28 protein-coding genes and 1 tRNA gene are annotated in these 26,942 nt (G+C 70.5%); 13 read left to right on the top strand and 16 right to left on the bottom strand.

Annotation, left to right across the window (positions count from 1 at the left end):
• Positions 1-2: 2 nt before the first annotated feature.
• Complete coding sequence (locus P5G46_RS11960; protein WP_408905775.1) at positions 3-1,559, bottom strand: cell division protein PerM; 1,557 nt, start codon at positions 1,557-1,559, stop codon at positions 3-5.
• Positions 1,560-1,721: 162 nt separating this feature from the next.
• Positions 1,722-2,159 (bottom strand): nitroreductase family deazaflavin-dependent oxidoreductase, encoded by a 438-nt coding sequence (locus P5G46_RS11955; protein ID WP_239274899.1) that lies wholly within the window; start codon positions 2,157-2,159, stop codon positions 1,722-1,724.
• A gap of 66 nt (positions 2,160-2,225) precedes the next feature.
• Between P5G46_RS11955 and P5G46_RS11950 the strand changes: the two genes are divergently transcribed.
• Positions 2,226-3,677 carry an NCS2 family permease gene (locus tag P5G46_RS11950; protein WP_408905774.1) on the top strand — a complete coding sequence of 484 codons (1,452 nt, stop codon included), beginning with the start codon at positions 2,226-2,228 and terminating at the stop codon, positions 3,675-3,677.
• Positions 3,678-3,854: 177 nt separating this feature from the next.
• Here the strand turns inward: P5G46_RS11950 and sucD are convergent, their stop codons facing one another.
• From sucD to P5G46_RS11930, 4 genes are all read right to left on the bottom strand, one after another.
• Positions 3,855-4,757 (bottom strand): succinate--CoA ligase subunit alpha, encoded by a 903-nt coding sequence (gene sucD / locus P5G46_RS11945; protein WP_239274897.1) that lies wholly within the window; start codon positions 4,755-4,757, stop codon positions 3,855-3,857.
• An 11-nt stretch (positions 4,758-4,768) separates the two neighbouring features.
• Positions 4,769-5,932, bottom strand: coding sequence for an ADP-forming succinate--CoA ligase subunit beta (gene sucC / locus P5G46_RS11940; RefSeq protein ID WP_228162458.1), 1,164 nt, complete (start codon positions 5,930-5,932; stop codon positions 4,769-4,771).
• Between the two features lie 116 nt (positions 5,933-6,048).
• The gene (locus P5G46_RS11935; protein ID WP_408905773.1) at positions 6,049-6,651 is read right to left on the bottom strand and encodes a response regulator transcription factor; all 603 of its coding nucleotides are present in this window, start codon (positions 6,649-6,651) and stop codon (positions 6,049-6,051) included.
• Complete coding sequence (locus P5G46_RS11930; protein ID WP_239274896.1) at positions 6,648-7,829, bottom strand: sensor histidine kinase; 1,182 nt, start codon at positions 7,827-7,829, stop codon at positions 6,648-6,650. The genes P5G46_RS11935 and P5G46_RS11930 overlap by 4 nt, the downstream gene beginning before the upstream one ends.
• A 151-nt stretch (positions 7,830-7,980) precedes the next feature.
• Between P5G46_RS11930 and P5G46_RS11925 the strand changes: the two genes are divergently transcribed.
• Both P5G46_RS11925 and P5G46_RS11920 read left to right on the top strand, forming a co-directional pair.
• Positions 7,981-8,481 carry a small multidrug efflux protein gene (locus P5G46_RS11925; protein ID WP_239274895.1) on the top strand — a complete coding sequence of 167 codons (501 nt, stop codon included), beginning with the start codon at positions 7,981-7,983 and terminating at the stop codon, positions 8,479-8,481.
• Positions 8,482-8,617: 136 nt separating this feature from the next.
• Positions 8,618-8,884 (top strand): DUF1653 domain-containing protein, encoded by a 267-nt coding sequence (locus P5G46_RS11920; protein ID WP_408905772.1) that lies wholly within the window; start codon positions 8,618-8,620, stop codon positions 8,882-8,884.
• Here the strand turns inward: P5G46_RS11920 and P5G46_RS11915 are convergent.
• On the bottom strand, positions 8,832-9,158 hold the full coding sequence (locus P5G46_RS11915; protein ID WP_239274893.1) for a transcriptional regulator: 327 nt from the start codon (positions 9,156-9,158) through the stop codon (positions 8,832-8,834). The two genes, P5G46_RS11920 and P5G46_RS11915, sit on opposite strands and share 53 nt — an antisense overlap.
• A 292-nt stretch (positions 9,159-9,450) precedes the next feature.
• Here P5G46_RS11915 and P5G46_RS11910 point away from each other — a divergent pair, with 292 nt between their 5' ends.
• From P5G46_RS11910 to P5G46_RS11895, 4 genes are all read left to right on the top strand, one after another.
• Positions 9,451-10,119 carry a TetR/AcrR family transcriptional regulator gene (locus P5G46_RS11910; RefSeq protein WP_239274892.1) on the top strand — a complete coding sequence of 223 codons (669 nt, stop codon included), beginning with the start codon at positions 9,451-9,453 and terminating at the stop codon, positions 10,117-10,119.
• A gap of 370 nt (positions 10,120-10,489) precedes the next feature.
• Complete coding sequence (locus P5G46_RS11905; RefSeq protein WP_408905771.1) at positions 10,490-11,731, top strand: acyl-CoA dehydrogenase family protein; 1,242 nt, start codon at positions 10,490-10,492, stop codon at positions 11,729-11,731.
• 91 nt (positions 11,732-11,822) lie between these two features.
• Complete coding sequence (locus tag P5G46_RS11900; RefSeq protein ID WP_408905770.1) at positions 11,823-13,004, top strand: AI-2E family transporter; 1,182 nt, start codon at positions 11,823-11,825, stop codon at positions 13,002-13,004.
• 4 nt (positions 13,005-13,008) lie between these two features.
• The gene (locus tag P5G46_RS11895) at positions 13,009-14,052 is read left to right on the top strand and encodes an ATP-dependent DNA ligase (RefSeq protein ID WP_239274889.1); all 1,044 of its coding nucleotides are present in this window, start codon (positions 13,009-13,011) and stop codon (positions 14,050-14,052) included.
• 16 nt (positions 14,053-14,068) lie between these two features.
• Here the strand turns inward: P5G46_RS11895 and ligD are convergent, their stop codons facing one another.
• Positions 14,069-15,094 carry a non-homologous end-joining DNA ligase gene (gene ligD / locus P5G46_RS11890; RefSeq protein ID WP_375094670.1) on the bottom strand — a complete coding sequence of 342 codons (1,026 nt, stop codon included), beginning with the start codon at positions 15,092-15,094 and terminating at the stop codon, positions 14,069-14,071.
• Between the two features lie 152 nt (positions 15,095-15,246).
• On the opposite strand from ligD, the gene P5G46_RS11885 reads away from it, so the two are divergent.
• Positions 15,247-15,864, top strand: coding sequence for a DUF1684 domain-containing protein (locus tag P5G46_RS11885; RefSeq protein WP_408905769.1), 618 nt, complete (start codon positions 15,247-15,249; stop codon positions 15,862-15,864).
• Positions 15,865-15,880: 16 nt separating this feature from the next.
• Here the strand turns inward: P5G46_RS11885 and P5G46_RS11880 are convergent, their stop codons facing one another.
• From P5G46_RS11880 to P5G46_RS11870, 3 genes are all read right to left on the bottom strand, one after another.
• Positions 15,881-16,969: an SseB family protein gene (locus P5G46_RS11880; RefSeq protein ID WP_408905768.1), complete on the bottom strand. Its 1,089-nt coding sequence runs from the start codon at positions 16,967-16,969 to the stop codon at positions 15,881-15,883.
• Positions 16,970-17,019: 50 nt separating this feature from the next.
• Positions 17,020-19,455, bottom strand: a complete 2,436-nt coding sequence (locus P5G46_RS11875; protein WP_408905767.1) for an ATP-dependent helicase — start codon at positions 19,453-19,455, stop codon at positions 17,020-17,022.
• Positions 19,456-19,578: 123 nt separating this feature from the next.
• The gene (locus tag P5G46_RS11870) at positions 19,579-20,055 is read right to left on the bottom strand and encodes a YflT domain-containing protein (RefSeq protein ID WP_408905766.1); all 477 of its coding nucleotides are present in this window, start codon (positions 20,053-20,055) and stop codon (positions 19,579-19,581) included.
• Between the two features lie 133 nt (positions 20,056-20,188).
• On the opposite strand from P5G46_RS11870, the gene P5G46_RS11865 reads away from it, so the two are divergent.
• Complete coding sequence (locus tag P5G46_RS11865) at positions 20,189-20,596, top strand: YccF domain-containing protein (RefSeq protein WP_239274883.1); 408 nt, start codon at positions 20,189-20,191, stop codon at positions 20,594-20,596.
• 3 nt (positions 20,597-20,599) lie between these two features.
• On the opposite strand, the gene P5G46_RS11860 is transcribed toward P5G46_RS11865, so the two are convergent.
• A complete protein-coding gene (locus P5G46_RS11860; RefSeq protein WP_239274882.1) occupies positions 20,600-21,550 on the bottom strand; it encodes a hypothetical protein in 951 nt (316 codons plus the stop codon).
• A gap of 104 nt (positions 21,551-21,654) precedes the next feature.
• Here P5G46_RS11860 and P5G46_RS11855 point away from each other — a divergent pair, with 104 nt between their 5' ends.
• The 3 genes from P5G46_RS11855 (at position 21,655) to P5G46_RS11845 (ending at position 23,451) form a co-directional block, all read left to right on the top strand.
• Positions 21,655-22,563: a DMT family transporter gene (locus P5G46_RS11855; RefSeq protein ID WP_408905765.1), complete on the top strand. Its 909-nt coding sequence runs from the start codon at positions 21,655-21,657 to the stop codon at positions 22,561-22,563.
• Positions 22,544-23,281, top strand: a complete 738-nt coding sequence (locus P5G46_RS11850) for a GntR family transcriptional regulator (RefSeq protein WP_408905764.1) — start codon at positions 22,544-22,546, stop codon at positions 23,279-23,281. The genes P5G46_RS11855 and P5G46_RS11850 overlap by 20 nt, the downstream gene beginning before the upstream one ends.
• Before the next feature lie 94 nt (positions 23,282-23,375).
• Positions 23,376-23,451, top strand: a tRNA-Met gene (locus tag P5G46_RS11845).
• A 14-nt stretch (positions 23,452-23,465) separates the two neighbouring features.
• On the opposite strand, the gene P5G46_RS11840 is transcribed toward P5G46_RS11845, so the two are convergent.
• From P5G46_RS11840 to ykgO, 4 genes are all read right to left on the bottom strand, one after another.
• Positions 23,466-24,941: a Fic family protein gene (locus tag P5G46_RS11840; protein ID WP_408905763.1), complete on the bottom strand. Its 1,476-nt coding sequence runs from the start codon at positions 24,939-24,941 to the stop codon at positions 23,466-23,468.
• Positions 24,942-25,020: 79 nt separating this feature from the next.
• Positions 25,021-25,317: a hypothetical protein gene (locus tag P5G46_RS11835; protein ID WP_239274878.1), complete on the bottom strand. Its 297-nt coding sequence runs from the start codon at positions 25,315-25,317 to the stop codon at positions 25,021-25,023.
• A complete protein-coding gene (locus P5G46_RS11830; RefSeq protein WP_239274877.1) occupies positions 25,314-25,622 on the bottom strand; it encodes an ArsR/SmtB family transcription factor in 309 nt (102 codons plus the stop codon). The genes P5G46_RS11835 and P5G46_RS11830 overlap by 4 nt, the downstream gene beginning before the upstream one ends.
• A 70-nt stretch (positions 25,623-25,692) precedes the next feature.
• Positions 25,693-25,815: a type B 50S ribosomal protein L36 gene (gene ykgO, locus P5G46_RS11825; RefSeq protein WP_077050572.1), complete on the bottom strand. Its 123-nt coding sequence runs from the start codon at positions 25,813-25,815 to the stop codon at positions 25,693-25,695.
• Between the two features lie 78 nt (positions 25,816-25,893).
• Here ykgO and P5G46_RS11820 point away from each other — a divergent pair, with 78 nt between their 5' ends.
• A complete protein-coding gene (locus tag P5G46_RS11820) occupies positions 25,894-26,895 on the top strand; it encodes a GTP-binding protein (protein ID WP_408905762.1) in 1,002 nt (333 codons plus the stop codon).
• The last annotated feature ends 47 nt before the right edge of the window (positions 26,896-26,942 follow it).

Genomic DNA, 26,942 nt, shown 5'->3' with positions numbered 1-26,942 from the left:
GGTCAGTCTACGGGGCGCGGGTCGCGGCCGTCGGTCGCGTCGCTTCCGGAGCCGTCGCCCCACTCGCGGGGAAGCGGCTCCATGCGCGCCCAGGCCTCGCGGATCCGCGCCTGCACGTCGTCGTCGGCGTGCGGGCCCGGGGGTGGATCGGCCTCCGCGGCGTGCGCGAGGTCACCCGCCGGATTGTCCTCGGCGTCGGTGTGTGCGCGGTCATCCGCCGCTTCGACGGCCCAGGCGAACGGTGCCGCGGGCGCGGAGCCGGACCATCGCATCCGCGCCTCGTCGTGGTCGAGCTCCCGCTCGCGCTCGAGCTCGCTCGTGAGTGAGCCGCTGGGGACCTCCGCCGACCCGCGCCACGACCGCGGCGGGCGCGGCGAGAGCAGCAGGATGGAAAGGCCGACCAGCACCTCGAGGCCGAGGGCGAGCGCGAGCGGCCCCGGCTCCGGACCCGTCGCGGCCAGGCGGCCGGGGCCGATCGCCCCGCTCGAGAGAACGGCGATCAGCGCCCCCGCTCCCCCGGTCAGGACGGCGATGGACAGCGCGACCGTGAGCCGCGGCCCGACGGGCGCGTGCCCGTCGCGCTCGGGAAACTGAGACCGCAGGATCCATCCGGTCAGCGCGCCGACGGCGACGGGAAGCAGCGCCAGCATCAGCAACCAGGGCGATGTGGCCTCCGGAATGATGCCCAGGGCGGGAATCGCCGGCATGGCCCCGACCTGCGTCGCCGCGGGGGTCACCGCGGTGCCGACGCCCACGGCGAACCCGGGACCGGCGGCGAACGCCACCGCCCACAGCACCAGCGTCGGAAGGTAGAGGAGCTGGCCGAGGGCGAGCACGGTCGCACCGACCGCGTCGACGTTGCTCGCCTGGAACAGGCCGATGATCTGCTGTCCCCGCGCGAGAAGACCCGCCGCGACGACGATCCCGCCCACCGCCATCAGGCCGAGGGCGACCACCGCGAGGCCTCGCAGGATGAGGGTCGGCACGGGCGCCCAGGATGCCGGCATCCGGTCGCGCCAGCCGCGGAGCCGATCGACCGGACCGTCGTCGCCCACCCGCCAGGCCCCGGTGGCGGCGCCCACGAGCGCCGGGACGGCGAACACGAGTGCGGGGAACAGGATCGCGTGCCAGGCCTCGAACGACACCAGCGGGGCGGACGACGACACCGCGACGAGCGCGGCGAGCCCTGTGAAGACGAGCGACCCGGTCAGCCAGCCGGTCAGCGCCGCGCCCGACTCGGCTGCGCGCGTGCCGGAGCGTGCGGCGAACAGCCCGGTGAAGGCGGCGAAAGCGAGGGGGGCGAGCGACAGCGTGAACGTCGCGAGCGCCGGGTCGACCCCCGTCGCCGCGAGGTACGTGTCAGGCAGGGTCACCGTGACCGGGACGAAGTGCCCCAGGTGCCACACGGCGGCCGCAGCGGGCCACAACGCCGACCAGTCGGCGTCACCCAGCGCGAACACCCACAGGAGCGCCAACGGGGCCAGCACGACGGCGAGGCCGACCGCGGCGGCCAGGAGCGCGTCGAGGGCGGCGAGGAGGGCGACGAGGAGACGATGCATGAGCAGACCGACCCTACCCGCGCCGTCCGACACCGCCCCTCAGGCGCGGCGGGCGGAGCGATTCGCGCGTCTCGCGCGAGTCGCCCGAGTGGCGCGAGTCGCCAAGATTTGTCGCCTACGGGGCTTCCGAGGCGACAAATCCTGGCGACTCACGCGGGGCGGTCAGTCGACGGGCTCGAGGACGAAGATTTCGATGCGGCGCTCGGTCTTGCGCTGGTACTCGTCGTAGTCGGGCCAGACCGCGACCGCCCGCGCCCACCACTCGTCACGTTCGGCGCCCTCGGCCTGGTGCGCCTCGTACTCGCGCTTGACGTCGCCGTCCTGCAGCTCGACGCGCGGGTTCTTCACGAGGTTGTAGAACCAGGCGGGATGCTCGGGGGCTCCTCCTTTGGATGCCACGACGAGATACCGACCGTCATGCTCGACGCGCATGAGGGCGGTCTTGCGCAGGCCCCCCGTTTTTGCTCCGACGGTCGTGAGGACGATGATGGGAACACCCCGCAGCTCCGCGGCCTCTTGGCCACCCGTGGCCTCGAAGGTCTCGGCCTGCGTGCGGGCCCATTCGCTGGTACTGGGCAGATACTCTCCTGAGAGCGGCATGTCCCCCACGATAGGCCCGCTCCCCCTCCCCGGCATCGCCTCTCCCCTCTTTTCCTGGAGCTTTCCATGAGCACGTCCGCTCCCGAGACCACCGCCGCCCCCGCACCGAAGAACGCGCTCGACCGGTTCTTCGAGATCACCGCGCGCGGCTCGTCCGTCGGCGCCGAGGTGCGCGGTGGCGTAGTCACCTTTGTGACGATGGCCTACATCGTCATCCTGAACCCGATCATCCTGTCGGGCACGCCCGACGTCGCCGGCAATGAGCTGGGTTTCCCGCAGGTCGCCGCCGTCACGGCGCTCACCGCGGGCGTGATGACGATGCTGTTCGGCCTGGTCACTCGCCTGCCGTTCGCCTTCGCCGCGGGGCTCGGCATCAACTCGTTCCTCGCGGTCGGCATCGTCGGCGGGGTCACGTGGCCCGAGGCGATGGGCCTGGTCGTCATCAACGGCCTCATCATTGTGCTGCTCGCCGTCACGGGTCTGCGCCGCATGATCTTCGAGGCCGTGCCTCTGGCGCTCAAGACGGCGATCACGGTCGGCATCGGTCTGTTCATCGCGTTCATCGGCTTCGTCGACAGCGGGCTCGTCACCGCCACCGGACTCTCGTCGCCCCCGGTGGGCCTGGGGGTGCAGGGGTCGATCGCGACGATTCCGACCGCGCTGTTCGTGCTCACGCTGCTGATCACGGCCGTCCTCATGGTCCGCAAGGTCAAGGCCGCGCTGCTCATCGGTCTGCTCAGCGGCACCGTGATCGCCGTGGTCGTGGAGGCCATCGCCCAGCTCGGAGCCCGTTCGGAAGACAACCCCGGTGGGTGGGGCCTCAGCGTCCCGACCCTGCCGTCGCAGTGGGTCGGGCTCCCCGACCTCTCGCTGGTCGGTCAGGTCGACCTCGTCGGCTCGTTCGGCCGCATCGGCGTACTGGCCGCGCTCATGCTGGTCTTCACGCTCGTCTTCACGAACTTCTTCGACGCCATGGGCACGATGACGGGGCTTTCCCGCGAAGCGGGACTGGCATCCCCCGACGGCACCTTCCCGCGTCTGCGATCGGCCCTGGTCATCGAGGGCATCGGCGCGGTTGCGGGCGGTGCGACGTCGTCGTCGTCGAACACGGTGTTCATCGAGTCGGGCTCGGGCATCGGCGAGGGCGCGCGGACGGGCCTCGCGAACGTCGTGACGGGCGGACTGTTCCTGCTCGCGATGTTCTTCACGCCGCTGACGAGCATCGTCCCCACCGAGATCGCCGCCGCAGCGCTGGTCATCGTCGGGGCGCTCATGATGGGGCAGATCCGTCACGTCGACCTCAGCGACCTGTCGGTCCTCGTTCCGGTGTTCCTGACCGTGACGGTCATGCCGCTGACCTACTCGATCGCGAACGGCATCGGTGCGGGATTCGTCAGCTGGGTCGTCGTCCAGGCCCTGTCGGGTCGCGCCCGCCGGGTGAGCCCGCTGCTGTGGATCGTGGCCGCCGGCTTCGTCGTCTTCTTCGCGCGCGGCCCTGTGGAGTCGCTGCTCGGCTGACCCGCGCCGTCTCTGGGGCCCGGATGCCATGGCATCCGGGCCCCATTCGCGTCTGGTCGCGGCCCGGTCGGCGGGGCTCCGTCGCCCGCGGCGAACGCACACGTTCGGGTCGAACGCACACGCCGAAACAGCAAAGGGCCCGGATGCCAATGGCATCCGGGCCCGGGAGCGGGAGCGTCAGAGGCTCTCGATGATCTCGCGCATCAGGGCGGCGGTCTCGGACGGCGTCTTGCCGACCTTCACACCGGCGGCCTCGAGGGCCTCCTTCTTCGCCTGGGCGGTGCCGGCGGAGCCGGAGACGATGGCGCCGGCGTGGCCCATGGTCTTGCCTTCGGGGGCGGTGAAGCCGGCGACGTAGCCGACGACCGGCTTCGTGACGTTCGCCTTGATGAAGTCGGCCGCGCGCTCCTCGGCGTCGCCGCCGATCTCGCCGATCATGACGATCGCCTTCGTCTCGGGGTCGGCTTCGAACGCGGCGAGCGCGTCGATGTGCGTGGTGCCGATGACCGGGTCGCCGCCGATGCCGATGGCGGTCGAGAAGCCCAGGTCGCGCAGCTCGAACATCATCTGGTAGGTCAGCGTGCCCGACTTCGACACGAGGCCGATGGGGCCCTTGCCGGTGATGTTCGCGGGCGTGATGCCGACGAGCGCCTCACCGGGGGTGATGATGCCGGGGCAGTTCGGCCCGATGATGCGGGTCTTCTCGCCCTTCGACTTCGCGTAGGCCCACGCCTCGGCGGTGTCGCCGACGGGCACGCCCTCGGTGATGACGACGAGCAGCGGGATCTCGGCGTCGATGGCCTCGACCATCGCGTCCTTCGTGAAGGCCGGGGGCACGAACGCGATCGACACGTCGGCGCCGGTCTCGCGGATGGCCTCTTCGACCGACGCGAAGACGGGGAGTTCGACGTCGTTGCCGGCGGCATCCTTGTGCGCGACCGTTGTGCCGGCCTTGCGGGCGTTCACGCCACCGACGACGTTGGTGCCGGCCTTGAGCATGAGAGCGGTGTGCTTGGTGCCCTCACCGCCGGTGATGCCCTGGACGATGACCTTGGAGTCCTTGTTGAGGTAGATCGACATCTTCGTATCCCTTACGCGTTGGCCAGCTCGGCGGCCTTGTCGGCGCCCTCGTCCATACCGGCGGCGAGGGTCACGAGCGGGTGGTTGGCGGCGGCGAGGATCGCGCGACCCTCTTCGACCTGGTTGCCGTCGAGACGGACCACGAGCGGCTTGGTGGCGGTGTCGCCGAGGATCTCGAGCGCCTTCACGATGCCCTCCGCGACGGCGACGCACGAGGTGATGCCACCGAAGACGTTGACGAACACGCTCTTGACCTGCTCGTCGCCGAGGATGACGTCGAGGCCCGCGGCCATGACGGTCGCCGAGGCGCCGCCACCGATGTCGAGGAAGTTGGCCGGCTTGACTCCGCCGTGGTTCTCCCCGGCGTAGGCGACGACGTCGAGGGTCGACATGACCAGGCCCGCGCCGTTGCCGATGATGCCGACCTGGCCGTCGAGCTTGACGTAGTTGAGGTCGTGCTGCTTGGCCTTGGCCTCGAGCGGGTCGGCGGCATCCTTGTCTTCGAGCTCTTCGTGCTCGGGGTGGCGGAAGCCGGCGTTCTCGTCGAGCGAGACCTTGCCGTCGAGGGCGATGATGTCGCCGTCCTCGGACTGGATGAGCGGGTTCACCTCGACGAGCGTGGCGTCCTCACCCTTGTACACGTTGTAGAGCTTGACGAAGACGTCGGCGACCTTGGGGGCCAGCTCGTCGTCGAACTTCGCGGCCTTGGCGATCTCGAGCGCCTTCTCGGGCGTGATGCCCTCGAGCGGGTCGACCTCGACCCGGGCGAGCGCCTCGGGACGCTCGACGGCGAGCTCTTCGATCTCCATGCCGCCCTCGACGCTGGACAGCGACAGGTAGGAGCGGTTGGCGCGGTCGAGCAGCACCGAGAAGTAGAACTCCTTGGCGATGCGGGCGCCCGCGGCGACCATGACGCGCTTGACGACGTGGCCCTTGATGTCGAGGCCGAGGATGGCCTGCGCGGCCTCGAAGGCCTCGTCGGGGGTCTTGGCGACCTTCACGCCGCCGGCTTTGCCGCGGCCTCCGGTCTTGACCTGAGCCTTGACGACGACGACACCGCCGAGCTTCTCCGCGGCCGCCTTCGCCTCCTCAGGGGTGTCGGCGATGATGCCGGCGAGCACCGGCACCTCGTACTTCTCGAACAGATCACGTGCCTGGTACTCGTACAGATCCACGGACAATCCTTCGCTGGGCGATCGGTGGTGGGAGGAGACGAATCTCTCGATATCAAGAGATCTCGCCAGGGGTCCACCCTACTAGACGGGGCTGAATGGCCCGGACGCGTCCGGCGTCAGATCCACCCGCGCTCGCGCGCGTGAATCGTCGCCTGCTGCCGGCTCGCCAGACCGAGTTTGCCCAGCACCGACGAGACGTGGTTGCGCACGGTGCCGGCCGACAGGTGCAGGGATGCCGCGATCTCGGCGACCGTCTCCCCTCGGGCGCCGGCGCGGAGCACGTCGAGCTCCCGGTCGGTGAGGGGGCTGCGTTCGTCGCTCAGGGCGTCGGCGGCGATCTCGGGGTCGACGTACCGGCGCCCGGCGGCGACCTCGCGGATCACGGCGGCCACGTCATCCGCCGGTCGCGACTTGGGCAGGAACCCGTCGACTCCGGCCCCGAGCGCCCGCCGCAGCACACCGGGCCGGGCGTGGCGCGTCACGATGACGCAGCGCGAGGGGACGCGTCGCAGGATGCGCGCGGCGGTGTCGACCCCGTCCATTCCGGGCATCTCGAGATCGAGCAGGCACACGTCGGGGCGCAGACGCTCCGCTTCGGCGAGCGCGGTCTCGCCGTCGCGGCATTCGGCGACGACGTCGAGGTCGTCTTCCAGCCGCAGGAGCGCGGCGAGCGCCGTGCGGATCATGTCCTCGTCGTCGGCGATGAGCACCCGGATCACGCGCGCACCTCCTCGGGCACCCGCACCGTGACCCGGAACAGGTCGCCCGCGCGGGCGGCATCCATCGATCCTCCGACGGAGCCGACGCGCTCGGCCATTCCAGCCAGGCCCGCTCCTTCGCCCGCGGGCGAGTCGGGTGACGGGAGGTCGTTCTCGACGGTGAGCACCCACTCGCCGCGGTGGCGGGCGAGGGCGAGGGATGCCGAGACTCCCCCGCCGTGCTTGAGCACATTGGTCGTCGCCTCGCGGATCACCGGGCCGAGCACGTCAGCCGGCGCGCGGCCGGCCTCGGCGTCGATCAGCAGCTCGACCGTGAGGCCGGCGGCGCGGAGCAGGTCGGCGGCGTTGGCGAGTTCGTCGGGCAGCGGCACACCCCGGAAACGGGTCGCGAGGTCGCGTGTTCCGCGGCGCGCTTCGTCGACGCTGGCGCGTGCGGCTCGCACCTGCTCGACGGCCGCCTCGGGGTCGCGCCCCATCATCTTCTCGGCCAGTTCCAGCTGCAGCGCGATCACCTGCAGGTGGTGGCCCTGGAGGTCGTGGAGGTCGCTCGCGAGGCGGAGCCGCTCCTGCGCGGCGGCGAGGCGCCCCTCCGCACGGCGCGCGCGGTCGAGCTCGCGCACGATGTCCCACCACCAGAGCGAGGTCGCCGCGATCGTCGGCAGCAGCGCGACGAACAGCACGATCCCGAACAGGGCGGCGGCGTCGCCCGCGGGGGTGACGCGGGTGGCATCCACGATCCAGACGGCGACGATGACGACCATGAGCAGGGTCACCAGGCGCAGACGGATGCCGTTGCGCCACCGCACCAGGCACAGGATGTAGGCCGCGATGCACGTGCCCAGGACCACCGACCCCGTGCCGAACGCCATCGCCGTCGCCGCGGCGACTCCGACGAGGACGAGGACCCAGGGCGGACGGGTTCGGATGTCGTCCCCGCCGTCCACGGGCTCGCGCCGGTACCGCGTGAGGAGAGCGGTCGCCGCGGCGAACGAAGCGGCCGAACCGGCGAAGAACAGGCCGATCGCGAGGGGCGCCGGCAGCAGGGTCGGACGCACGAGCATCGGCACCGACCAGATCCCGATCGCCGTCACATGGAACAGCAGGATCGACCCGGCCGTGTACCACCAGGTCACCCGGACATCGCGGGCGTACGACGTGGTGGCGGCGGGGGTGCTCACCCCGGCCACTGTACGGCCGTGACATTCGTCATGGGTGAGGCGGCACTTCTTCCGGGATGCCGGTGACGCGGCGACACTGCCCCGATCGCAGCGCTGTCGCTGGGATGGAATCACCGCGGAACCCGCCGCGAACCGACCCCCGGAGCACCCCATGACGAACCCCCTGTCCGACCTCATCCTCGGCTTCCAAGATCTCGTCGCCGCCGTGCCCGACCTCGTGCAGCCCCTCATCGTGGCTCTCGCCGGTGCGGTGCCGTTCATCGAGGGCGAGGGGGCCGCAGCGATCGGCATCATCGGCGGCATCCATCCCGTCGTCGCGGCGATCGCCGGCGCGGTCGGCAATCTGCTGTGCGTCGCGGTCGTCGTGCTGGCCACCTCTCGCGTGCGCACCGCCGTCACCACCCGCCGCGGGGGCTCGGCCGAGCCGCAATCCCCGCGTCGGCAGAAGTTCGAGCGGGCCTACCACCGCTACGGCACCGCGGGCGTGAGCCTCCTCGGTCCGCTGCTGCTCCCCACGCAGTTCACGGCCGCCGCCCTCACGTCCACCGGCGTTCCGCCCCTGCGCGTGATCGCGTGGCAGGCCGCGGCGATCGCGCTGTGGACGACGGCGGTGACGCTGGTCATCGCGGGTGTCATCCGATTCGCGGGGTGAGTGGGGTGGCATCCGGCGTTGCATGCATCCCGTTCCGTGCTGGCGTGTCGAGTGTCAGCCGGTACAGCGGCCCATCCGCATGGATGCCATACTCGGCGAGCGAGGCGCGGGAAGCGCCACGGAAGGAGCAGTCCGAGTGGAGGTAGAGCCCGGCATCTACGAGCACTTCAAGGGCCAGCGGTACGAGGTGTTCGGAACGGCGAGGCACTCGGAGACCGAGGAGGTCTTCGTGTCGTACCGCAAGCTCTACGACGACTACTCGCACTGGGTGCGGCCCGTGGAGATGTTCCTGGGGGACGTGGAACGGGACGGGTACTCCGGGCCGCGTTTCCGGCGAGTCCAGGAGAAGATCAGCGACGCCGGGCACCCTCCGCGCGCGACCCCTGCCGCGCCGCGGCGATGAAGGACAGCCCGATACCGATGACCGCCGGTGCGATGAGCAGCACGGGCAGCCCCCACCCGGGGCGGATGTCGAAGCGCCCCAGACGGCGCCCTCCCTCGAACAGCGGCAGGCCGAAGAGGTCCTCGGACACCGTCGCCTCCGCCGTCGTGGCACGCGCCGCGGCGAACGCCTCCGCGTAATTGACGCCCGCGATGATGATCCCGACGACCCAGAGGACGATGCACGCCGTCGCCACCCCCACGAGCGCGAGGCGCGCGATCTGCCCGGTCGTCATGCGGTCCATGCGAGTCGGTCCCTTCTCCTGCGGTGGCGCGAACGCACCGTGACGGGCGCTCATGCCCGGCGGGGTGGCATCCCTCACGAGGCCCGCCGGGCGCCCACGCGGCGCGTTGTCTCACTCAAGCCACGGCGGCACCTCCTGGGCTCACGCCGGCGGAGAAATCGCCACGGCCGACACGGCAAATCACCCTCGCTGGTCTTCGCCGGGACCACATCGACCCTCGACATGCCGTTTCCTCCCGCGTGACGCGGACTGCCGCCCGTGCCCCGGTCGTAGGCTTCCGGTCATGACCGACGCTCCCACCCCGCCCGGCCGCACCGCGGTCGTGGCCGCCGCGATCGCGCTCTTCGCCGAGCGCGGGTACGACCAGACGTCGGTCGAGCAGATCGCGCAGGCTGCGAGGGTGTCGCGGTCGACGTTCTTCCGCCAGTTCGGCGGGAAAGAAGACGTGGTGTTCGCCGACCACGAGGTGCTCCTCGACGAGACGCGCACGTTCCTGGCGCAGCCGCACGACGACCCGTGGGCCGCCGTGTGCGACGCGTCGATGCGGGTGTTCCGGCACTTCGCCGCCGACCCCGAGCTCGCGCGGCGCCGCTACGCCATCGTGCGTGAGGTGCCGGTGCTCCGCGACCGCGAGATCGTGACGGTATTCCGCTACGAGCGCCTGTTCGACGAGTACCTTCGCGAAGCGCTCCCCGGACTCGACCCCCTGGATGCCGTCGGCTTCTCGGCCCTCGTCACCGCCGTGCACAACCACGTGCTGCGCCGGCTCATGCGCGGCGCTCGGGTGCCGGCATCCACTCTCCGCCGTGCTCTCGACGACGTGCTGCGCCGGTACGGCGTGCACCCCGACGGCGACGATGCCGCGGGCGACGACCTCATCGTCGCGGCGTTCCCGCGGCGGATGCCGGCCGCCGAGGTGACGCGCCGCCTGCGCGCGACCCTGCCGCAGTAGCCGGGCGGCGCGCGCGCTGCGCGCTCCCTCGCAGGTTGAGTGTCCACAACACGCGGATGCCACCCGGGCCCGTCCGCGTGTTTTGGACACCGAACCCGGCAGTGACGCCGCGACGCGACGCGCGCCACAGCTGCTCGGGCCCCAGGTCAACTCAGTGTCCACAACACGCGGACGCGACGCCCGCCCATCCGCGTGTCTTGGACACCGAACCCCACGCACCGTCGCCAAGCACCGCCGCCCCCGACCCCACCCCTACTCAGTGTCCACAACACGCGGATGCCACATAGACCCATCCGCGTGTCCTGGACACCGAAGCCCCGCCAGCACGCCCCCCGTGACACCCAGTACCACCATGAGCGATACTGAGTACATGAGCACCGACGCCCAGCCCCGCACGCTCCCCGGCGAGCGCATCGCCTCGTACGACCTTCTCGGCCGCCGCGACACCGACTACTACGCGGTGTTCGCCGACATCCCTGACGCCGATCGCGATGCATGGGACCGCGCCAAGACCTTCATCGACGAGGTCGGCACCCGCATGCAGGTCGAGTGGGATGCCGCGACCTACCCGGTCGAGCTTCTCCGGCGCATGGGCGAGCTCGAGCTGTTCACCGACGGCATCGAGCATCCCGACCTTCCCGCGTCGTCGCCGCTCGCTGCGGGTCTGGTGAACATGGAGGTGTCGCGCGGCGACGGGTCGCTCGCCACCGCCCTCGCGGTGCAGGGCGGTCTCGCGCTGCGGACGCTGGCGATGTTCGGCTCCCCCGACCAGCAGGCGCGCTGGCTGCAGCCCCTCGCCGATGGCTCGGTGCTCGGCGCCTTCGCGCTGACCGAGCCCGATCACGGCTCCGACTCCGTCTCCCTCGAGACCACCGCCACCCGCACCGACGACGGGTGGTCGCTGAGCGGGACGAAGAAATGGATCGGCAACGGCGCCTCCGGCGGCATCACCTTCGTCTGGGCACGAGTGGATGCCGAGGGCGACGACGACCACGACAAGGTCCGCTGCTTCCTCGTCGAGCAGGAGACCCCGGGCTACACGGGCACGGTCATCACGGGCAAGGTGTCGCTGCGCGGCATCCATCAGGCCCACATCGCCCTCGACGGGGTGCGTCTTCCCGCGGATGCCGTGCTCCCGGGCACGCACACCTTCAAAGATGCGTCGGCGGTGCTGTTCGCCACGCGCTCCGGCGTCGCGTGGTCCGCGCTCGGTCACGCGACCGCGTGCTACGAGGCGGCGAGGACGTATGCCACCGAGCGCATTCAGTTCGGCAAACCGCTCGCGAAGTTCCAGATGGTGCAGGAACGCCTCGCGCAGATGCTCGACGAGCTCACCGCGATGCAGCTGTACTGCCGTCGTCTAGCCGACCTCGAGACCTCCGGCGGTTTGCGTCCCACCCAGGCGTCGCTCGCGAAGTACCACAACACCCGCGCCGCCCGCCGCGTGGCCGCGATCGCGCGCGATCTGCTCGGGGGCAACGGCATCCTGCTGGAGAACGGCGTCATGCAGCACATGGCCGACATCGAAGCCATCCACACGTACGAGGGCACCGAGAGCGTGCAGGCGCTCCTCCTCGGCCGCGACATCACGGGCATGAGCGCGTTCGCCTGATCCCGGATGCCACGACCCCGGCGCCTAATCCGCGCCGGGGTCGCGCGCAACCCGCGTCGCCGATGTCGGAGGTCACCGCTACCGTCGTGGCATGAGCCTGTTCTCTCGCCGTCCCGCGCACCGCGACGCCGTCGCGTCGGCGATCACCCACACCGAGCAGACGCCGCCGCGCAGCCTGTGGTCCGACGGGTTCGGACGGCTCGCGGTGCGAGCCGTGCAGATCATCATCGTCGTCATCTTGCTGGCGGGCCTGATCTGGGGGATTCAGCAGGTGACCCTGGTCATCATCCCGCTGATCCTGGCGCTCATCTTCGCCTCCGCGTTCGGCCCCGTCACGATGTGGATGCGCCGCAAGGGTGTGCCGGCCGTGCTGGCTACGTTGCTGACGCTGCTCGCCGTCGTCGTCGTCCTCGGCGCGCTCGGGTGGCTCGTCGTCAATGCCGTCATCGACCAGTGGAGCTACCTCAGCGCGCAGGCCGTGGAGGGCTTCCAGCAGGCGCAGGACTGGTACCACACCCTGCCGTTCTCGATCCCGCCCGACCAGGTCGACGCCGCACTCCAGGGCATCGGTGACTTCGTCACGAGCGCTCAGTTCGGCACGGGCGCTCTCGCCGGTGTGAGCGCGGTGGCCTCGTTCATCACGGGCTTCGTGCTGATGGTCGTGATCCTGTTCTTCTTCCTCAAGGACGGCCCCCGCATGTGGGAGTTCGTGCTCCGTCCGTTCCGCGGCAGCGACTACGACCGCGCCCGCCGCATCGGCGACAAGACCGTGACGGTGCTGGGCTCGTACGTGCGCGGTACAGCGTCGGTCGCGGCCGTCGACGCGATCGGCATCGGCATCGGCCTGGCGATCCTGCAGGTGCCCCTCGCGCTGCCGCTCGCCGTACTCGTCTTCCTGCTCGCGTTCGTGCCGATCGTGGGCGCGGTGACCGCGGGCATCCTCGCCGCCCTCGTGGCCCTCGTCACCAACGGGTGGGTCGTGGCACTGATCGTCGTCGGAATCGTCGTGCTCGTGAACCAGCTGGAGGGCAACTTCCTCCAGCCGGTCCTCATGGGCCGGTCCATGAAGCTGCACGCGTTCGTCGTGCTCGTGGTCCTCGCCGGCGGCACCGCGATCGGCGGCATCCTGGGCACCCTCCTCGCGGTGCCGCTGACCGCGGTGGCGTGGGGCATCATCAGCGTCTGGAACGGCCCCGACGAGCCCGCCGAGTGGGCGCGCCGCAAGAAGCGCCGCAACCCGGTTCCCCTCGCCGGGGGCGAGAGCGAGGACTGACGCGATGCCGTACGACATCCCCGCGCCGATGCTGGCGAAGGCCGTGCCGTCCGTCCCCGAACCCGGCAAGGTCGCGGGCGGGTTGTCGTACGAGCCGAAGTGGGACGGCTTCCGTGCCCTCGTGTCGTGGGACGGCACCGATGTCGAGATCGGCAGCCGCGGTGCGAAACCTCTCACGCGATACTTCCCCGAACTGGTCGACGCCTTCGCCCGGCTGCTCCCCGAGCCGTGCCTGATCGACGGCGAAGTCGTCGTCGCGCGCGGTGAGTCCGGCGCGCAACGCCTGGACTGGGAGGCTCTGTCGCAGCGCATCCACCCCGCCGCTTCGCGCGTGAAGCTGCTGTCCGAGCAGACACCGGCGATGTTCATCGCGTTCGATCTGCTCGCCCGGGGCGACCGCGACCTGCAGGACGAGCCATTCGCAGAGCGCCGCGCGCAGCTGGTCGACCTTCTCGGATCGGTGCCGCACCCCGTCCACGTCACCCGCACCACCGACGACCCTGAGCTGGCGCAGCGCTGGCTCGCCGAGTTCGAGGGTGCGGGTCTGGACGGCGTCGTGGCCAAGCCGCTCGCGCAGCCCTACGCACCGAACAAGCGCACGATGTTCAAGATCAAGCACGCGCGCACCGCCGACGTCGTCGCGCTCGGTTATCGCATCCACAAATCCGGTCAGGGCGTCGGGTCGCTGCTCGTCGGTCTGTACGACGACGCGGGCCGCCTCCACGGCGTCGGCGGGGTGTCCGCATGGACCGACAAACGTCGCCTCGAGCTCATCGACGAACTCGCACCGCTCGTCGAGCGGGATGCCGAGGGCGAAGCCGTCGTGGGCGAGACCGATCGGTCACGCTTCTCGGCATCCAAAGACGTGTCGTTCGTGCGCCTGCGTCCCGAGCGTGTGCTCGAAGTCCGGTACGACCAGCTCGAAGGCATGCGCTTTCGCCACACCGTGCAGTTCGAACGCTGGCGCCCCGACCGCGACGCCCGATCCTGCACGTTCGAGCAGCTCGAGACGGTCGGCGCGTACGACCTCGGCGACGTCCTGGACTGACCGGCGCCGCGAGGGGTTACTCCGCCGGGGTCTTGGCGCGCGACGGCTGCACCCGCGGCGGCTCGCCCGGCATCTTCGGGAACTCGGGCGGAAACGGGAGCTCGCCCAGGCCCGCGTCGAGGTCGCGCTGCCACCACTCCAGGAGCGTGTCGATGCGGCCCGGTTTCGCGGCGAAATCCGCCCACGGGTCGCCGATGGATGCCAGCCGCTCGGGCACCGATCGCACCGTGAAGGCCGCGGGGTCCACGGCATCCAGCTCGTCCCATCCAACCGGCGTCGACACCGTCGCTGACGGCAGAGCCCGAGGAGAGTAGGCGCCGGCCATGGTGCGGTCACGGTTGGCCTGGTTGAAGTCGACGAAGATGCGCTCGCCCCGCTCCTCCTTCCACCAGTGGGTGGTCACGGCCTCCGGCATCCGCCGCTCCAGCTCCCGGGCCGCGGCGATCACCGCGTGCCGGACGTCGAGGAACTCATGGGTCGGCTCGATCGGGCAGAACACGTGCAAGCCGCGGTTGCCGCTCGTCTTCGCCCACGCCTCGAGGCCGGCCTCGCGCAGCACGGCCCGCAGTTCGTGTGCCGCGACGACGGCCTCGGCGAAGCCGGTGCCCGGCTGCGGGTCGAGGTCGATGCGCAACTCGACCGGGTGGTCGGGGTCGCTCGCCAGCGACGCCCACGGGTGGAACACGACGGTGTTCATCTGCGCCGCCCACACCGCCGAGCCGATCTCCGTGAGGACGAGCTGTGGATGCCTCCGACCGCTGTTGTAGGTGACGGTCACGGCCTCGACGAACTCCGGCGCCCCTTTCGGCGGGTTCTTCGAGAAGAAGCTCTCGCCCTCGACCCCGTCGGGGAAGCGTTCGAGCGAAACCGGCCGGCCGCCGTTGGCCGCGAGGAACGGTTCCGCCACCGCGATGAGGTACTCCGCCAGCTCCCGTTTGGTGATCCCGACCTCGGGCCACAGCACACGGTCGGGGTTGGACAGACCGATCTCGCGATCGCCGTCGGGGCCGGGCACGGTGAGCGTGATGCGCGGGGATGCCATGTCCCGACGCTAACGGTCCGGCGGCGCCGTGTCTGCCCCGCCCCGCGCGTGAGGTGCCAGGATTTGTCGCCTCGACGCAGGTCGAGGCGACAAATCTTGGCACCTCACGCGCTGAGCGACCGGTGGTGCGGCGGGACGCCTACAGTCGGAACATGACCTTCCGTACCGCCCTCGATGTCGCCGATTGGCGGCGCCGCATCTTCGCGCTCTACGCGGCCGTACGTGACGCCGATGACCCCGAAGACGCGCACGAGCTGTGGCGCATCGAACGCGATGCCCTGTTCGCCGATCACCCCGCCACTCCCCTGCTGCCGGAGCAGCGCGAGGGTTTCCTGGGGCTGCCGCTCGCACCGTACGACACGGCATGGCGGTTCGAGGTGCCGCTGCAGGAGGCGGAGGAGGCGTCCTTCGTTGCCACGACCGGCACCGACGGCGACGTCGGCTTCGAACGCATCGGCCGTGTCGAACTCCCCGACACCGGCTCGCTCGACGTGTGGAGGCTGACGTCGTACGGGGGCGGACTGTTCGTGCCGGTGCGTGACGCATCGGCCGGTCGCCCCGGGGGAACGTACGGCGGCGGGCGCTACCTGCTCGACACCATCAAGGGCGCCGACCTCGGCCCGGGCGCTACGCCCGACACCCTCGTCATCGACTTCAACTTCGCTTACAACCCGTCGTGCGCGTACGACCCCGCCTGGGCCTGTCCGCTCGCCCCCGTCGGGAACGTCCTGCCGGTCGCCGTTCCCGTCGGCGAGCTGTACGGGGCGTAAAGACCCGACCGGGCGGCTACTGCGCCGCTTCGGCGAGTTCGAGCACGCCCGCGAGGTCGTCGCGGTTCAGTCGGATCCACGGCCCGGCCGGGTCGACGAGAAGGCCGGTCAGCCCGTCGTCACCGGCGATGGCCTTGGCCAGCTGCTCGATCTTGAGGGGCACCGGCTGATCCCCGCGTCCGAGGGCGAGCAGCTCGAGCGGGTGCGAGAACACTTCGAGGTAGCGCTCGCCCGTGGCGGTCCGCGACTCGGCGACGCCGACGCGCCCGTCTTCGGCGGCCTGATTCACGGCGATCCACAGCGGCGCACCGGCGAGGATCGCGTCGACGACCGTGGATGCCGTGGACTCGGTGCGCTTCTCGCTCAGCGCGGTCTTGATGCGCAGGTCGGGGTCGGCCTCGGACACCATGCGCTCGAGCAGGGCGGTGGGAAGCACGGCACGGGCGTCGCCGGACGCGTGGTCGAGCACGACGCCGGCATAGGGGCCGCCGAGGACGTGTCGCAGCAGGGCCATGACGGGCTGCCCCATCGCGGAGGTGTCGCGATCGCCGTCGGCCTGGACGCTCTGCGTGAGCGCCTGACCGCTGCTGTAGGCGAGGACGAGCTGCTCTTCGCCGCGGGTCGCGATGGCGAGCGGGAGGTCCTTGCCCTCGGCGAGGAGGGCTCGCGCATCGCCCTTGACGCGCAGGAAGACGTGTCCCTGCAGCAGCTGGCGCGCGACGTTGAGGAGCTGCGCGGCCTCGGCCTGGCCGCTGATCTCCCCGAGGGCGGTGGCCAGCAACGCGTTGTCGCGCAGACCGGGAATGGACTCGAATCCCTCGGGCGCCTCCATCGGCCCCGGCTGGCGAGCAGAAGGGCGCGCGGCGACCGGGGGCGCCACGTCGGCGGCGGGGGTTGCGTCGACAGCGCCCACGCCCCGGAACGAGGAAGTCGAGATCGTGACGTTCGGCACCGGAGCAGCCTCCGCGTCGGTGCTGTCCGACACGGTCGCGTCGTCCGGGCCGGAGGGATCGACGGGCTGCTCCCCCGGTTCGATCACACCCTCGGGGCGGTCGGCCGATACATCACCGGAATCGGAATTCTTGCGGCGCGAGAAAAGTGCCATTGTTCGACCCTAGCCGTGGCGAGCCCCACACCGGCGTGTCGCCCGCCGCCTCACAGCTTGGAGATCGGCGCGATCTTGACGAGCAGCTTCTTCGCTCCGACGGTGTCGAACCGCACGTGCGCCACACGCTTCGCGCCCTCACCGGTGATGGCATCCACACGCCCTTCGCCGAAGTCGTCGTGGCGGATGCGATCCCCGGCGGCCAGTTCCATGTCGCCGTTGTCGCGCACCTTGGCGGGGATGCGGTTGGGGAACTTGCTCGGGTCGGCCGGCGCGCGCTTCGGTAGGGGGACGAGGTCGTCGCCGTACCGGCTGCCGCTCGTCCCGCCCTGGCCGGGGCGGCGGCCCCGCGCGTTGAGGGCGCGGGACTGGGTACCGCCGCGGCCGTTGACATCGCCCGGCGACTGACGCCAGTCGATGAGGTCGGCGGGGATCTCTTGCAGGAAGCGGCTCGGCATGGCGACCGTGACCTCGCCGAACTGCGCGCGCGTCATCGCCAGCGACACGTGCAGACGCTTACGCGCCCGCGTGATGCCCACGTAGAACAGGCGTCGCTCTTCCTGCGGTCCGCCGGGTTCACCGGCCGAAATGCGGTGCGGCAGCAAATCCTCCTCGACACCGGTGAGGAACACCGCGTCGTACTCGAGGCCCTTCGCCGTGTGCAGGGTCATGAGCGAGACCGAGCCCGACGCGTCGTCAAGGTCGTCGGCATCCGCCACCAGCGCCACCTCGGTGAGGAAGTCGATGATCGTGCCGTCGGGGTTGTTGCGGGCGAACTCTCGCGTGACGGCGACGAGCTCGTCGAGGTTCTCGAGGCGCGCCTCGTCCTGAGGATCACGGCTGGCTCGCAGAGCATCGAAATAACCGCTCTTGTTGAGCAGCAGCGTCAGGCCTTCGGTGACAGCGGTCGAGGGGGCGAGCTCGCCGGATGCCGGGAGCATCAGGGCGGAGGCCTCGCTCAGCACCGCGTCGAGCTGGTCGATTGCCTTCTGCAGCTTGGGACCGACCCCCAGTTGCGGGGAGTTGGCGAGGGCGTCGCGGAAGGTGATGCCGTGCTCGGCGGCGTAGCGGGCGATCGCGGTCTCGGTGACGTCGCCGATCCCGCGGCGGGGCTTGTTCAGGATGCGGCGCAGGGCCATCTCGTCGGCGGGGTTGGCCACGGCCACGAGGTAGGCGAGCGCGTCTTTGATCTCGGCGCGCTCGTAGAACTTGGTGCCGCCCATGATCTTGTACGGCACGGCCGACCGGATGAAGATCTCTTCCAGGGCACGCGACTGCGAGTTCGTGCGGTAGAACACCGCCATCTGCGCGTAGTCGACGCCCTTGCGGTGGAGGGCCTCGATCTCGTCGGCGACGAACTGCGCCTCGTCGTGCTGCGAGTACCCGGTGAACCCGATGATCGGGTCACCGGCGCCCACGTCGGTCCACAGCTTCTTGTCTTTGCGGTCGAAGTTGTTCGAGATCACCGCGTTCGCGGCGGACAGGATGTTCTGCGTCGACCGGTAGTTCTGTTCGAGCAGAACGACCTTCGCACCGGGATAGTCCCGCTCGAACTCGCTGATGTTGCGGATATCGGCGCCGCGGAACGCGTAGATCGACTGGTCGGAGTCACCGACGACGGTGAGCGACGCACCGCTCTCGGCCGCGGGCTCGGCCTCGAAGATCATCATGCCGCCCGCCGACATCGGCTCGGCGTCGCTGCCCGGCGGGCGGGTCAGCTCGTGGATGAGGGCGTACTGCGCGTGGTTGGTGTCTTGGTACTCGTCGACCAGGATGTGGCGGAACCGCTTGCGGTACACGTCGGCCACCTGCGGGAAAGCACGGAAGAGGTAGACCGTCTGAGCGATGAGGTCGTCGAAATCGAACGCGTTCGCGCGCTGCAGCTCGCGCTGATAGGCGGCGAAGATCTCGATGAAGACGCGCTCGGCGGGGTCGCTCGTGTTGGCCTGCCGCGCGTAGGACTCGGCATCGGCCAATTCGTTCTTGAGCTTCGAGATGCGACTCTGCGTGCCGGCGGGGGTCAGACCGAACGCGTCGCCCTCGTGCTCTTTCACGAGGCGCTTGATGAGCGCGCGGGAGTCGCCCGAGTCGTAGATCGTGAACGCCTTGGTGAAGCCGAACTGCTGCGCCTCGCGTCGCAGGATCCGCACGCACGCGGAGTGGAAGGTCGAGATCCACATGCCGTCGGCTCGCTGGCCGATGAGCTGGTGGACCCGCTCGCGCATCTCGCCGGCGGCCTTGTTGGTGAACGTGATCGCCAGGATCTGGCTCGGGTACGCCTCGCGCGTGCGCAGCAGGGACGCGATGCGTCGGGTCAGCACGCTGGTCTTGCCCGACCCGGCACCCGCGACGATGAGCAACGCCTGACCGCGATACGTCACGGCCTCGCGTTGCGGCCCGTTCAGTCCTTCGAGCAGGTCGGCGTCGGGTCGGGCTTCCGAGGGTGCGGAGGCACCGACGATGAGGGGCGTGGAGGCGTCGGTCATGGCGCCACAAGTCTAGGCGTGGCCTCCGACACGGTGGCCCGGCCCTGCGGTCGACCGTCAGGTCGCGGGAGCGGCGGAGGCAGTCGACCGTCAGGTCGCGGGAGCGGCGACGGCGGGGGCGCCTCAGGCCGCGGGATCCGGCGGCGTCGACGACAGCAGCGACTGCGCGCGCCCGAGGTGCTCGGCATCCACCATGACGTCCCACCGCTCGGCCTCGAGACCCTGCACCGACGAGAAGTCCCGGCGGCCGCCGGTCAGGGCGTGCCCGGCGAAACCGAACACCGCGCCCCAGACCGCGCCCAGCACGAGGCCCCACAGCAGGAGCACGAGCCACGACCCGAACGGGACGAGAAGACCCAGGATCAGGCCGATGAGCAGGCCGAACCAGGCGCCGGAGGCCGCCCCGTAGCCCGCCGCCCGTCCGCGGGTCATGCGGCCGGTGATCTGCTCGACGATGCGCACGCCGTGACCGACGATCGAGGTGTGCTCGACCGGGAACCCGGCATCCGCGAGGCGATCGACGGCCGTCTGCGCGCCGGTGTAATCGGTGAAGCTCGACAGCACGCGACGTTCGGGCGTGGCGGCGACGTGATCGCTCATGGGTCTCCTCCGGTTGCGGTTGCCGTCAGAGTACCGCTCACCACGACGCGCGGCAGCCGCTTGCGTCCCGATCTCGCCGCGGTCTTCTTCGCAAGCTCCGGATGCCACAGCCCCGACGCGAGAGAATCGGTGCATGCGCCTGATCCTCAACGTCCTCTGGCTCGTCCTCTCGGGATTCTGGCTGTTCCTCGGCTACCTGGCGGCCGGCGTCGTGCTCTGCATCCTCATCGTCACAATCCCCTGGGGGATCGCGTCCTTCCGCATCGGGCTGTACGCCCTGTGGCCGTTCGGTCGCGAGATCGTGTCCAAACGCACCGCCGGGGTGGGCTCGTTCCTCGGCAACGTGGTGTGGGTCATCCTCGCGGGGTGGTGGCTCGCTCTCGGCCACATCGTCACGGGGCTGGCGCTGTGCCTCACGATCATCGGCATCCCGCTCGGCATCGCGAACTTCAAGCTGGTTCCGGTCTCGCTCATGCCGCTCGGCAAAGAGGTGCGCGACATTCGACGCGGAGGTCCCTTCGACCGCACGCTCGCCGGCTGAGGTTCACACCGACGACGGTCGACGACGGCGCTCGCGCTCGCGCAACGGCAGCGCGAAGATGATGCCGGCGACCATCAGCAGGCTGCCGAGGCCCGCCACGGTGGCGGCGATCACCGTCGGGAACCGCTCCTCGTACATGCCGGAAAGGCTGGCCAGGTGCCACGGCAGGACCCCGACCTGGGCGTTCCACGAGCGCAGCGCATCGCCGGTGCCGATGACGACGGCGGTGATCGCCGGCAGCGCGAAGGCGCTTCCCACGCCGGCGAGCGCGACACCGGCCGCGCGACGTGGGCCCAGCTGCGGGCCGAGCGACCAGCCCGCGACGACGAAGACCCACGCCACGAGGGCGAAGGCGACCGTGAGGTAGACGATCCGGATGGCCGGCAGAGACCACAGGTCGTGCCAGGCGCCGCCCGGGCCAGAGAAGGCCAGGGCCGCGAGCGTGACGATGCACCGCAGAACCAGCGCGCCGCCGACGGCCGCGATGATGGGCCACGGTGACCGCGCACCCAGCAGCAACCGCACCGCCACCGCGAAGACGAGCCATCCCGCGATCGCGAGCACCACGCTTCCGAATCCTTCGCGCGGCGCCTGAACGATTCGGGTGGCCACGAGCAGGCCGCCGGGGATCACGATCATGAACCACCGGTCCAGCGGCAGCACGCCGAGCGTCGACTCGCGCGCGCGCCAGGGCCGTGTCGAGGCGATCCACGTGGCACGGGCTGCGGCGGCACCGGGCCTTCCGACCAGGCGCGTGCGAGCGGCGAGCATTCCGATCACGACCCACGCGACGGCGAGCACCAGCAGCACTCTCGCGACCGTTTCCGCGACCGGATCGACCTCGCGCGGCGTCCGGGCGAAGGGATCGACGAAGAACGCCAGTGCGGCGCCGATCAGGAGGAGCACCGCGACGGCACCGAGGGCCACAACGCCCCGCCCCGCCGTCATCGCCATGACCCCACGTTACCTGGCGTCGTGAGCCGCTTCGGCCACCCCCGGCACGGGCGCAACGCTCTCCCGCGCCACGCTCATCACCGGGATTGTGTAACAATTCATCCATGCTGCCCGCGCTCGCCGTTCTGGCTGCCGCCCTGTGCTTCGCGACGACGGGCACGGCGCAGGCTCTCGCCGGTGTCGACGCCTCTCCGCTGGCCGTCGGCGCCGCGCGCATCGTGGTGGGCGGCGGCATCCTGGGCCTCATCGCACTGTCGCGCGCGCGGTCGTCCCGCCCGCGAAGGGCCCCGTCACGCGGGTCCACGGCAGTGCTCGTCGGCATCGCCGCCGTCGGAGTGCTCGCCTACCAACCCCTGTTCTTCCTCGGCACGCGAGAGAACGGCGTGGCGATCGGCACGGTCGTGGCCCTCGGTTCTGCGCCGATCGCGACGGGGATCGTGGATGCCATCCGCTCGCGCCGCCTGCCATCGGGCCGCTGGATGCTCGCCACCGCGATCGCCCTCACCGGCGTCGTGCTGGTGTCGGGTGTGACCGGTGGCGGTGTCGCTCTCGCCCCGGGGGGCCTGTTCGCGTCGGCGGGTGCGGGCATGTCGTACGCCCTCTATACCGTGTGCGGCAAGGCGCTGATCGAGAGGGGGTGGGATTCCACACGGGTCATGGGCACCGTCTTCGGCGTGGCCGCTGTCGCGAGCGTCCCGGTGCTGCTCACCGCGGGGACGTCGTGGCTGCTCACCCCGAACGGACTCGCGCTCGCGCTGTGGCTCGGGATCGTGACGACCGCGGTCGCGTACCTGCTGTTCGGGTGGGGATTGGCGCGCCTGACCGCTGTGACCGTGTCGACGCTGACCCTCGCCGAACCGCTCGGCGCGACGCTCCTCGGACTCCTCGTGCTGCACGAACAGCTCACGCCCGTGAGCGCCATCGGCCTCGCGCTCATCGCCGCGGGCCTCGCCGTGGTGTCGGCTCCGTCTCGTCGGCGTGAGGGGGTTCCGGATGCCACGACCCCGGCGTGATCCCCCGATGCTGCCGCCCCGCCGGCCCACCGGTCGAGCGGCCGCTTCCGACACCGGCGCGCCCGCGGCGCGCGATGCATCGCGCCCCCACGGCGCCCCGGGTCCGCGCGCGGCGGACGTCGTCGCGGACGCGGTGCGCCGTGGCATCCTGTCGGGCGAGCTCTCCCCCGGTACGCCGCTGCGCGAAGAGGAGCTGAGCGCGACCCACGGCGTCTCCCGCCACACCGCTCGCACCGCGCTCGCGACGCTGACGGCCGAGCGGCTGGTCACCGCCGAGCCGTATCGCGGCGTCCGCGTCTCGCTCCTCGACGACGCCGCGCTCGTCTCCCTGCAGCACCTGCGCTGCGCGCTCGAGACCGAGGCCCTGCGGATCGTGCGCGACCGTGGCATCCGCCCTCCCGACGTCGACGCCGCGCTCGACGCCCTGTCTGCCGCCGAAGCATCCGGAGACTGGCCGGCCACCCTCGAGGCGCACACCCGCGTGCACGGGGCTCTCGTGGATGCCGCCGACTCCCCCCGCATCGCCGAGGAGTACCGCCGCCTCGATTCCGAGATGCACCTGCTGCTCACCCACGTCCGGCCCGCCTACGCACCGGGCGCCCTGACGACGGAGCACCGCGCCTACGTCGAGGAAGCCCTGGCCGACCCGGAGCGGGCGGTGCGGGCACATCTCGAGCACTCGACGCGAGCCATCCTCGAGGGGCGCCGGGCTCACTGACCGTCCCTTCCCTGCGCCACACGGAGACACATCCCGTCATCTCTCGCAACGGTCATTGGCGGCGGCGAGGCACGCGCTTAGCGTGGAGACACATCGCGGCGATCCGGGCGGTCCCGGGCCTCGGCTCATAACCGAAGGCGTGGCGGGTTCGACTCCCGCCGTCGCGTCCACTTCGCCGAGCGATCTACGGCTCGATGCCGCGCAGCCTTCCGACCTGTTCGATGTCCGGCGCCGCCGGCGCGTTGCGCGGTCGGCGTCCAGCAGTGTCGCCCGCTCCGATGCGATTGCTCCGCTCCGTCAGCGCCACGAGGCCGAGGTGCCGGTCGGCGCTCCAGCACACGACGCGGCCGCGCTGATCTTTCGTGCGGGCCAGGATGCCCGCGTCCTGAAGTTCGGACAAGGCCCGGTGCGCCGCCGTCGTCGAAACCCCGTATCTCTCGGCGACGCTGCGAAGTGTGACGACCGGCTCGGCCGCGAGCCGATCCAGAACCTTTCGCACCACCGCATCGCTTCGCGGAACGACCGGAGTCGTCCCGCGTTCCCGGCGGTGGTCGAGCAGCCTGCGGAACGTCCGCTCGTCGAGGTCCGCGACATCCTCCGCGAGGCGAACAGCGTTCTCCGCCGCGAGCTCACTGGCGTGCGCGAAGGATACGATCCATTCGCCGAGTCGCCCCGCGCGGTAGGCGGTCAGCCCGGCGATGTAGGCGCCCGTGTCACCGGCGAAGACCGTACTGATCGGGATCAGGATCGAGCGCAGCGCATCCGACCGGCGGAGCACGGTGTGAATCAGCGCTCTCCCCGTGCGCCCGTTGCCGTCGATGAACGGATGAATCGTCTCGAATTGCGCGTGCGCGATCGCCGCCCTGATGACGGGGTTCCCCTCGGTCCGGGTCACGAAAGCCGCGAGGTCGGCCACGAGCCGGTGCACTTCCGTCTCGGGAGGAGGCACGAACTCGGCGCGGATCGGACTCCAGCCCGAACCTCCCACCCAGTTCTGCTCGGTGCGCAGCCCTCGCGGCAGGGCAGGCTCGATAAGGTGCTGAAGCTTCTCGATGTCGTCGACGGAGATGCGGCGCTTCCGGTCGGCGAGCGCGGCGACGGCATCCTCCGTGGCGCGGACGTTGGCGATGACGTCCAACGCGACGCGCGAACCATGATGGAGAGACTCGGCGATCGCGAGGCGCTTGGGAGTCACGCGATTGCCCTCGATCCACGACGAAGAGATGCTCTCGGAGCGAACGAGCAGATGCGAGAGGTACGCGGCCCGCGTCCGCAAGCGCTCGTCCGCGCGCGCGAGCGCCACGAGCGCGTCAGCGGCGGCGCTCCGCGCCTCCTCCCCCACGTTCGGGAGATGTGCCCCAAGCTCATCGGGGACGTAAGCGAGATAGCGTCCGGGCGCGCGATCACGCCTGCTGAGCTGTCCACCGCCGGAGGGTACCCAGGTTCGCTCCACGTACGTTGCCACCGGCGCCTCCCTTATTAACTTTAACGCTAATAGAGTTATTGACGGCATTTCTGCGTTCACGTTGGAGGCGGTGGTCCCGGACGCCGCGCTGACGAGCGCCGCACGCACGTCGGCGCCCGTACACGAGACCCGGTCACCGTCGACCATCGCGATCTCCTGCGGCACGCGTTCCGCACCATCGAGCCCCGGCGGCACGACCCTTCACGGACGGTGGGAAGGCGAAGGCCCGGTCTCCCCAACGGGAGATCGGACCTTCCTCACCTCTCCGCGAGACTCAGTGCTCGTCGTAGTGGTCGTCGTGCGGGGCGTGGCGGTGCCCGTCGTGCACGTAGTCGACGTGATCGTCGTGCGGGACCGTCTCGTGACCGCAATCGTCGCCGTGTGCGTGCTCGTCGAGTCCGTGTTCGGCCTTGGACTCGTGCTCGTCGTAGTGGTCGCCGTGCAGAGCGTGATGATGGGTGCCGTGCACGTAGTCGACGTGGTCGCCGTGCTCGATCTTCTGGTGGCCGCAGTCGTCGCCGTGCGCGTGCTCGGTGACGGTGTGCTCGGCGTGTGTTTCGGTGGTGCTCATCGCTCGTTCCCCTGATCCTTCGGTTCTTGGACGTGGGCGATCGCATCGAGCACGACGTGAGCGACGTGCTGGTCGGCGAGGGCGTACCGGATTTCTTTCCCCTCGCGTTCCGAACTCACCAAACCCGCCTGGCGCAGCGTCCGCAGGTGTTGCGACACCAGGGGCTGCGACAGGCCGGTTCGAGCGGCGAGCGCACCGACCGTGAGCGGTTCGCGGCTCAGCAGCCAGACGAGCGCGAGACGCGACTCGTTGCCGAGGACCTTGAACAGCTCAGCGGCTTCGTCGAGTCCCGCGATCCTGTCCACACCTCCAGAGCACCATATGCATAAACGAATTGCAATGTGTTCAGGTAATCGGGAACGGTTGTCGTTTCCGTTATCCCTGGCGGCCCTTCCAGCGGGGGTTCAGCTTGTTGATGACGAACACGCGCCCGCGCCGGCGCACCACCTGCGCACCGGGCTGGTTCTTCAGCGACTTGAGCGAGTTGCGGACTTTCATGGCATCCTCCTGTTGATAACCGTTCTCAACAACACGATAGGCTGTGCCTCGATTCCCGACAAACGAGAGGCGGATGCCGTGGAGAAGACGATCGCGACGATGGGTGTGTGCGCACCGGAACGCCAGGCCTACGCCGAGCGGACCGCCGCCACTCTCGCGCGACCGCTGCACCTGCTCCGCTACCGCGACCTCCGCGCCGCACACGCGCTCCCCCACCCGCGCCCCCGCGGCAGCGACGAACACGTCGTGGTCGACCTCGGCACCGACGTCGATCTGATCCACGCGATCAGTGCGCGCGGCGGGGTCGATGTCGAGGCGGTGTGCGTCGTCGACGCGCGCCACATGATCGGCGATCTCCTCGACGACGCTCCCCTGGTGGCATCCGCCCCTCCCGGCGATACACGCGGCGACGTCGGCGCGCGGGCGCGCCAGGCCGCGCTCGCGCTGGAGCTGGCCACCCGCATCGTGTGGGTCAACTGGGAGCAGGTGCCCACGGCCGCCCTCGCCGTGCAGATGGCGCTCGCCTCGCACCTCAACCCCGGCGCCACTCTCCGGCTCACGCGCGACCCGCGCGCCGACCTGCACGTCGGAACTACGCGAGACGAAGAGACGGAGATCCTCGAGCGCGCGGGCTGGGTCCGCGCCCTCAACGACGAACATGACCCGTACATGCGTGACAATCGTGTGAGCACTCTCCGCTACGACCAGGTGCGCCCCTTCCACCCGGCCCGTCTGCAGACGGCGCTCGACCGCCTCGACGACGGAGCCGCGGGACGCCTCATCCGTTCCGCCGGCTTCTGCCGCCTGGCCTCGCGCCCCGGCATCCTGGCACGCTGGGAACACGTCGGGTCGGCGATGTGGATCGAGCCGATCGGCACGGACGACGGCCGGATGGGACTCGGACAGGAGATCGCGTTCACCGGCCTCGACCTCTCGGAACCGCGTCTGCGCCATGTTCTCGATACGGCAGCGCTGACCGACGACGAGCTCGCGGCCGGACCCGAAGCCTGGACGGGTTTCGACGACCCGCTTCCGGCGTGGCCCGCGGCCGACCTGTCGCTTCCGGATGCCACCGACTAGCGGCTCCGCGCCTGTCAAGCGGGTCGCCCGTCGCGCAGCGATGGGGC

Source organism: Microbacterium mcarthurae (assembly GCF_046064585.1).
GTDB lineage: Bacteria > Actinomycetota > Actinomycetes > Actinomycetales > Microbacteriaceae > Microbacterium > Microbacterium mcarthurae.
Note: the sequence above shows the minus strand (reverse complement) of the source record. Positions and strands in the feature narration are given on the sequence as shown.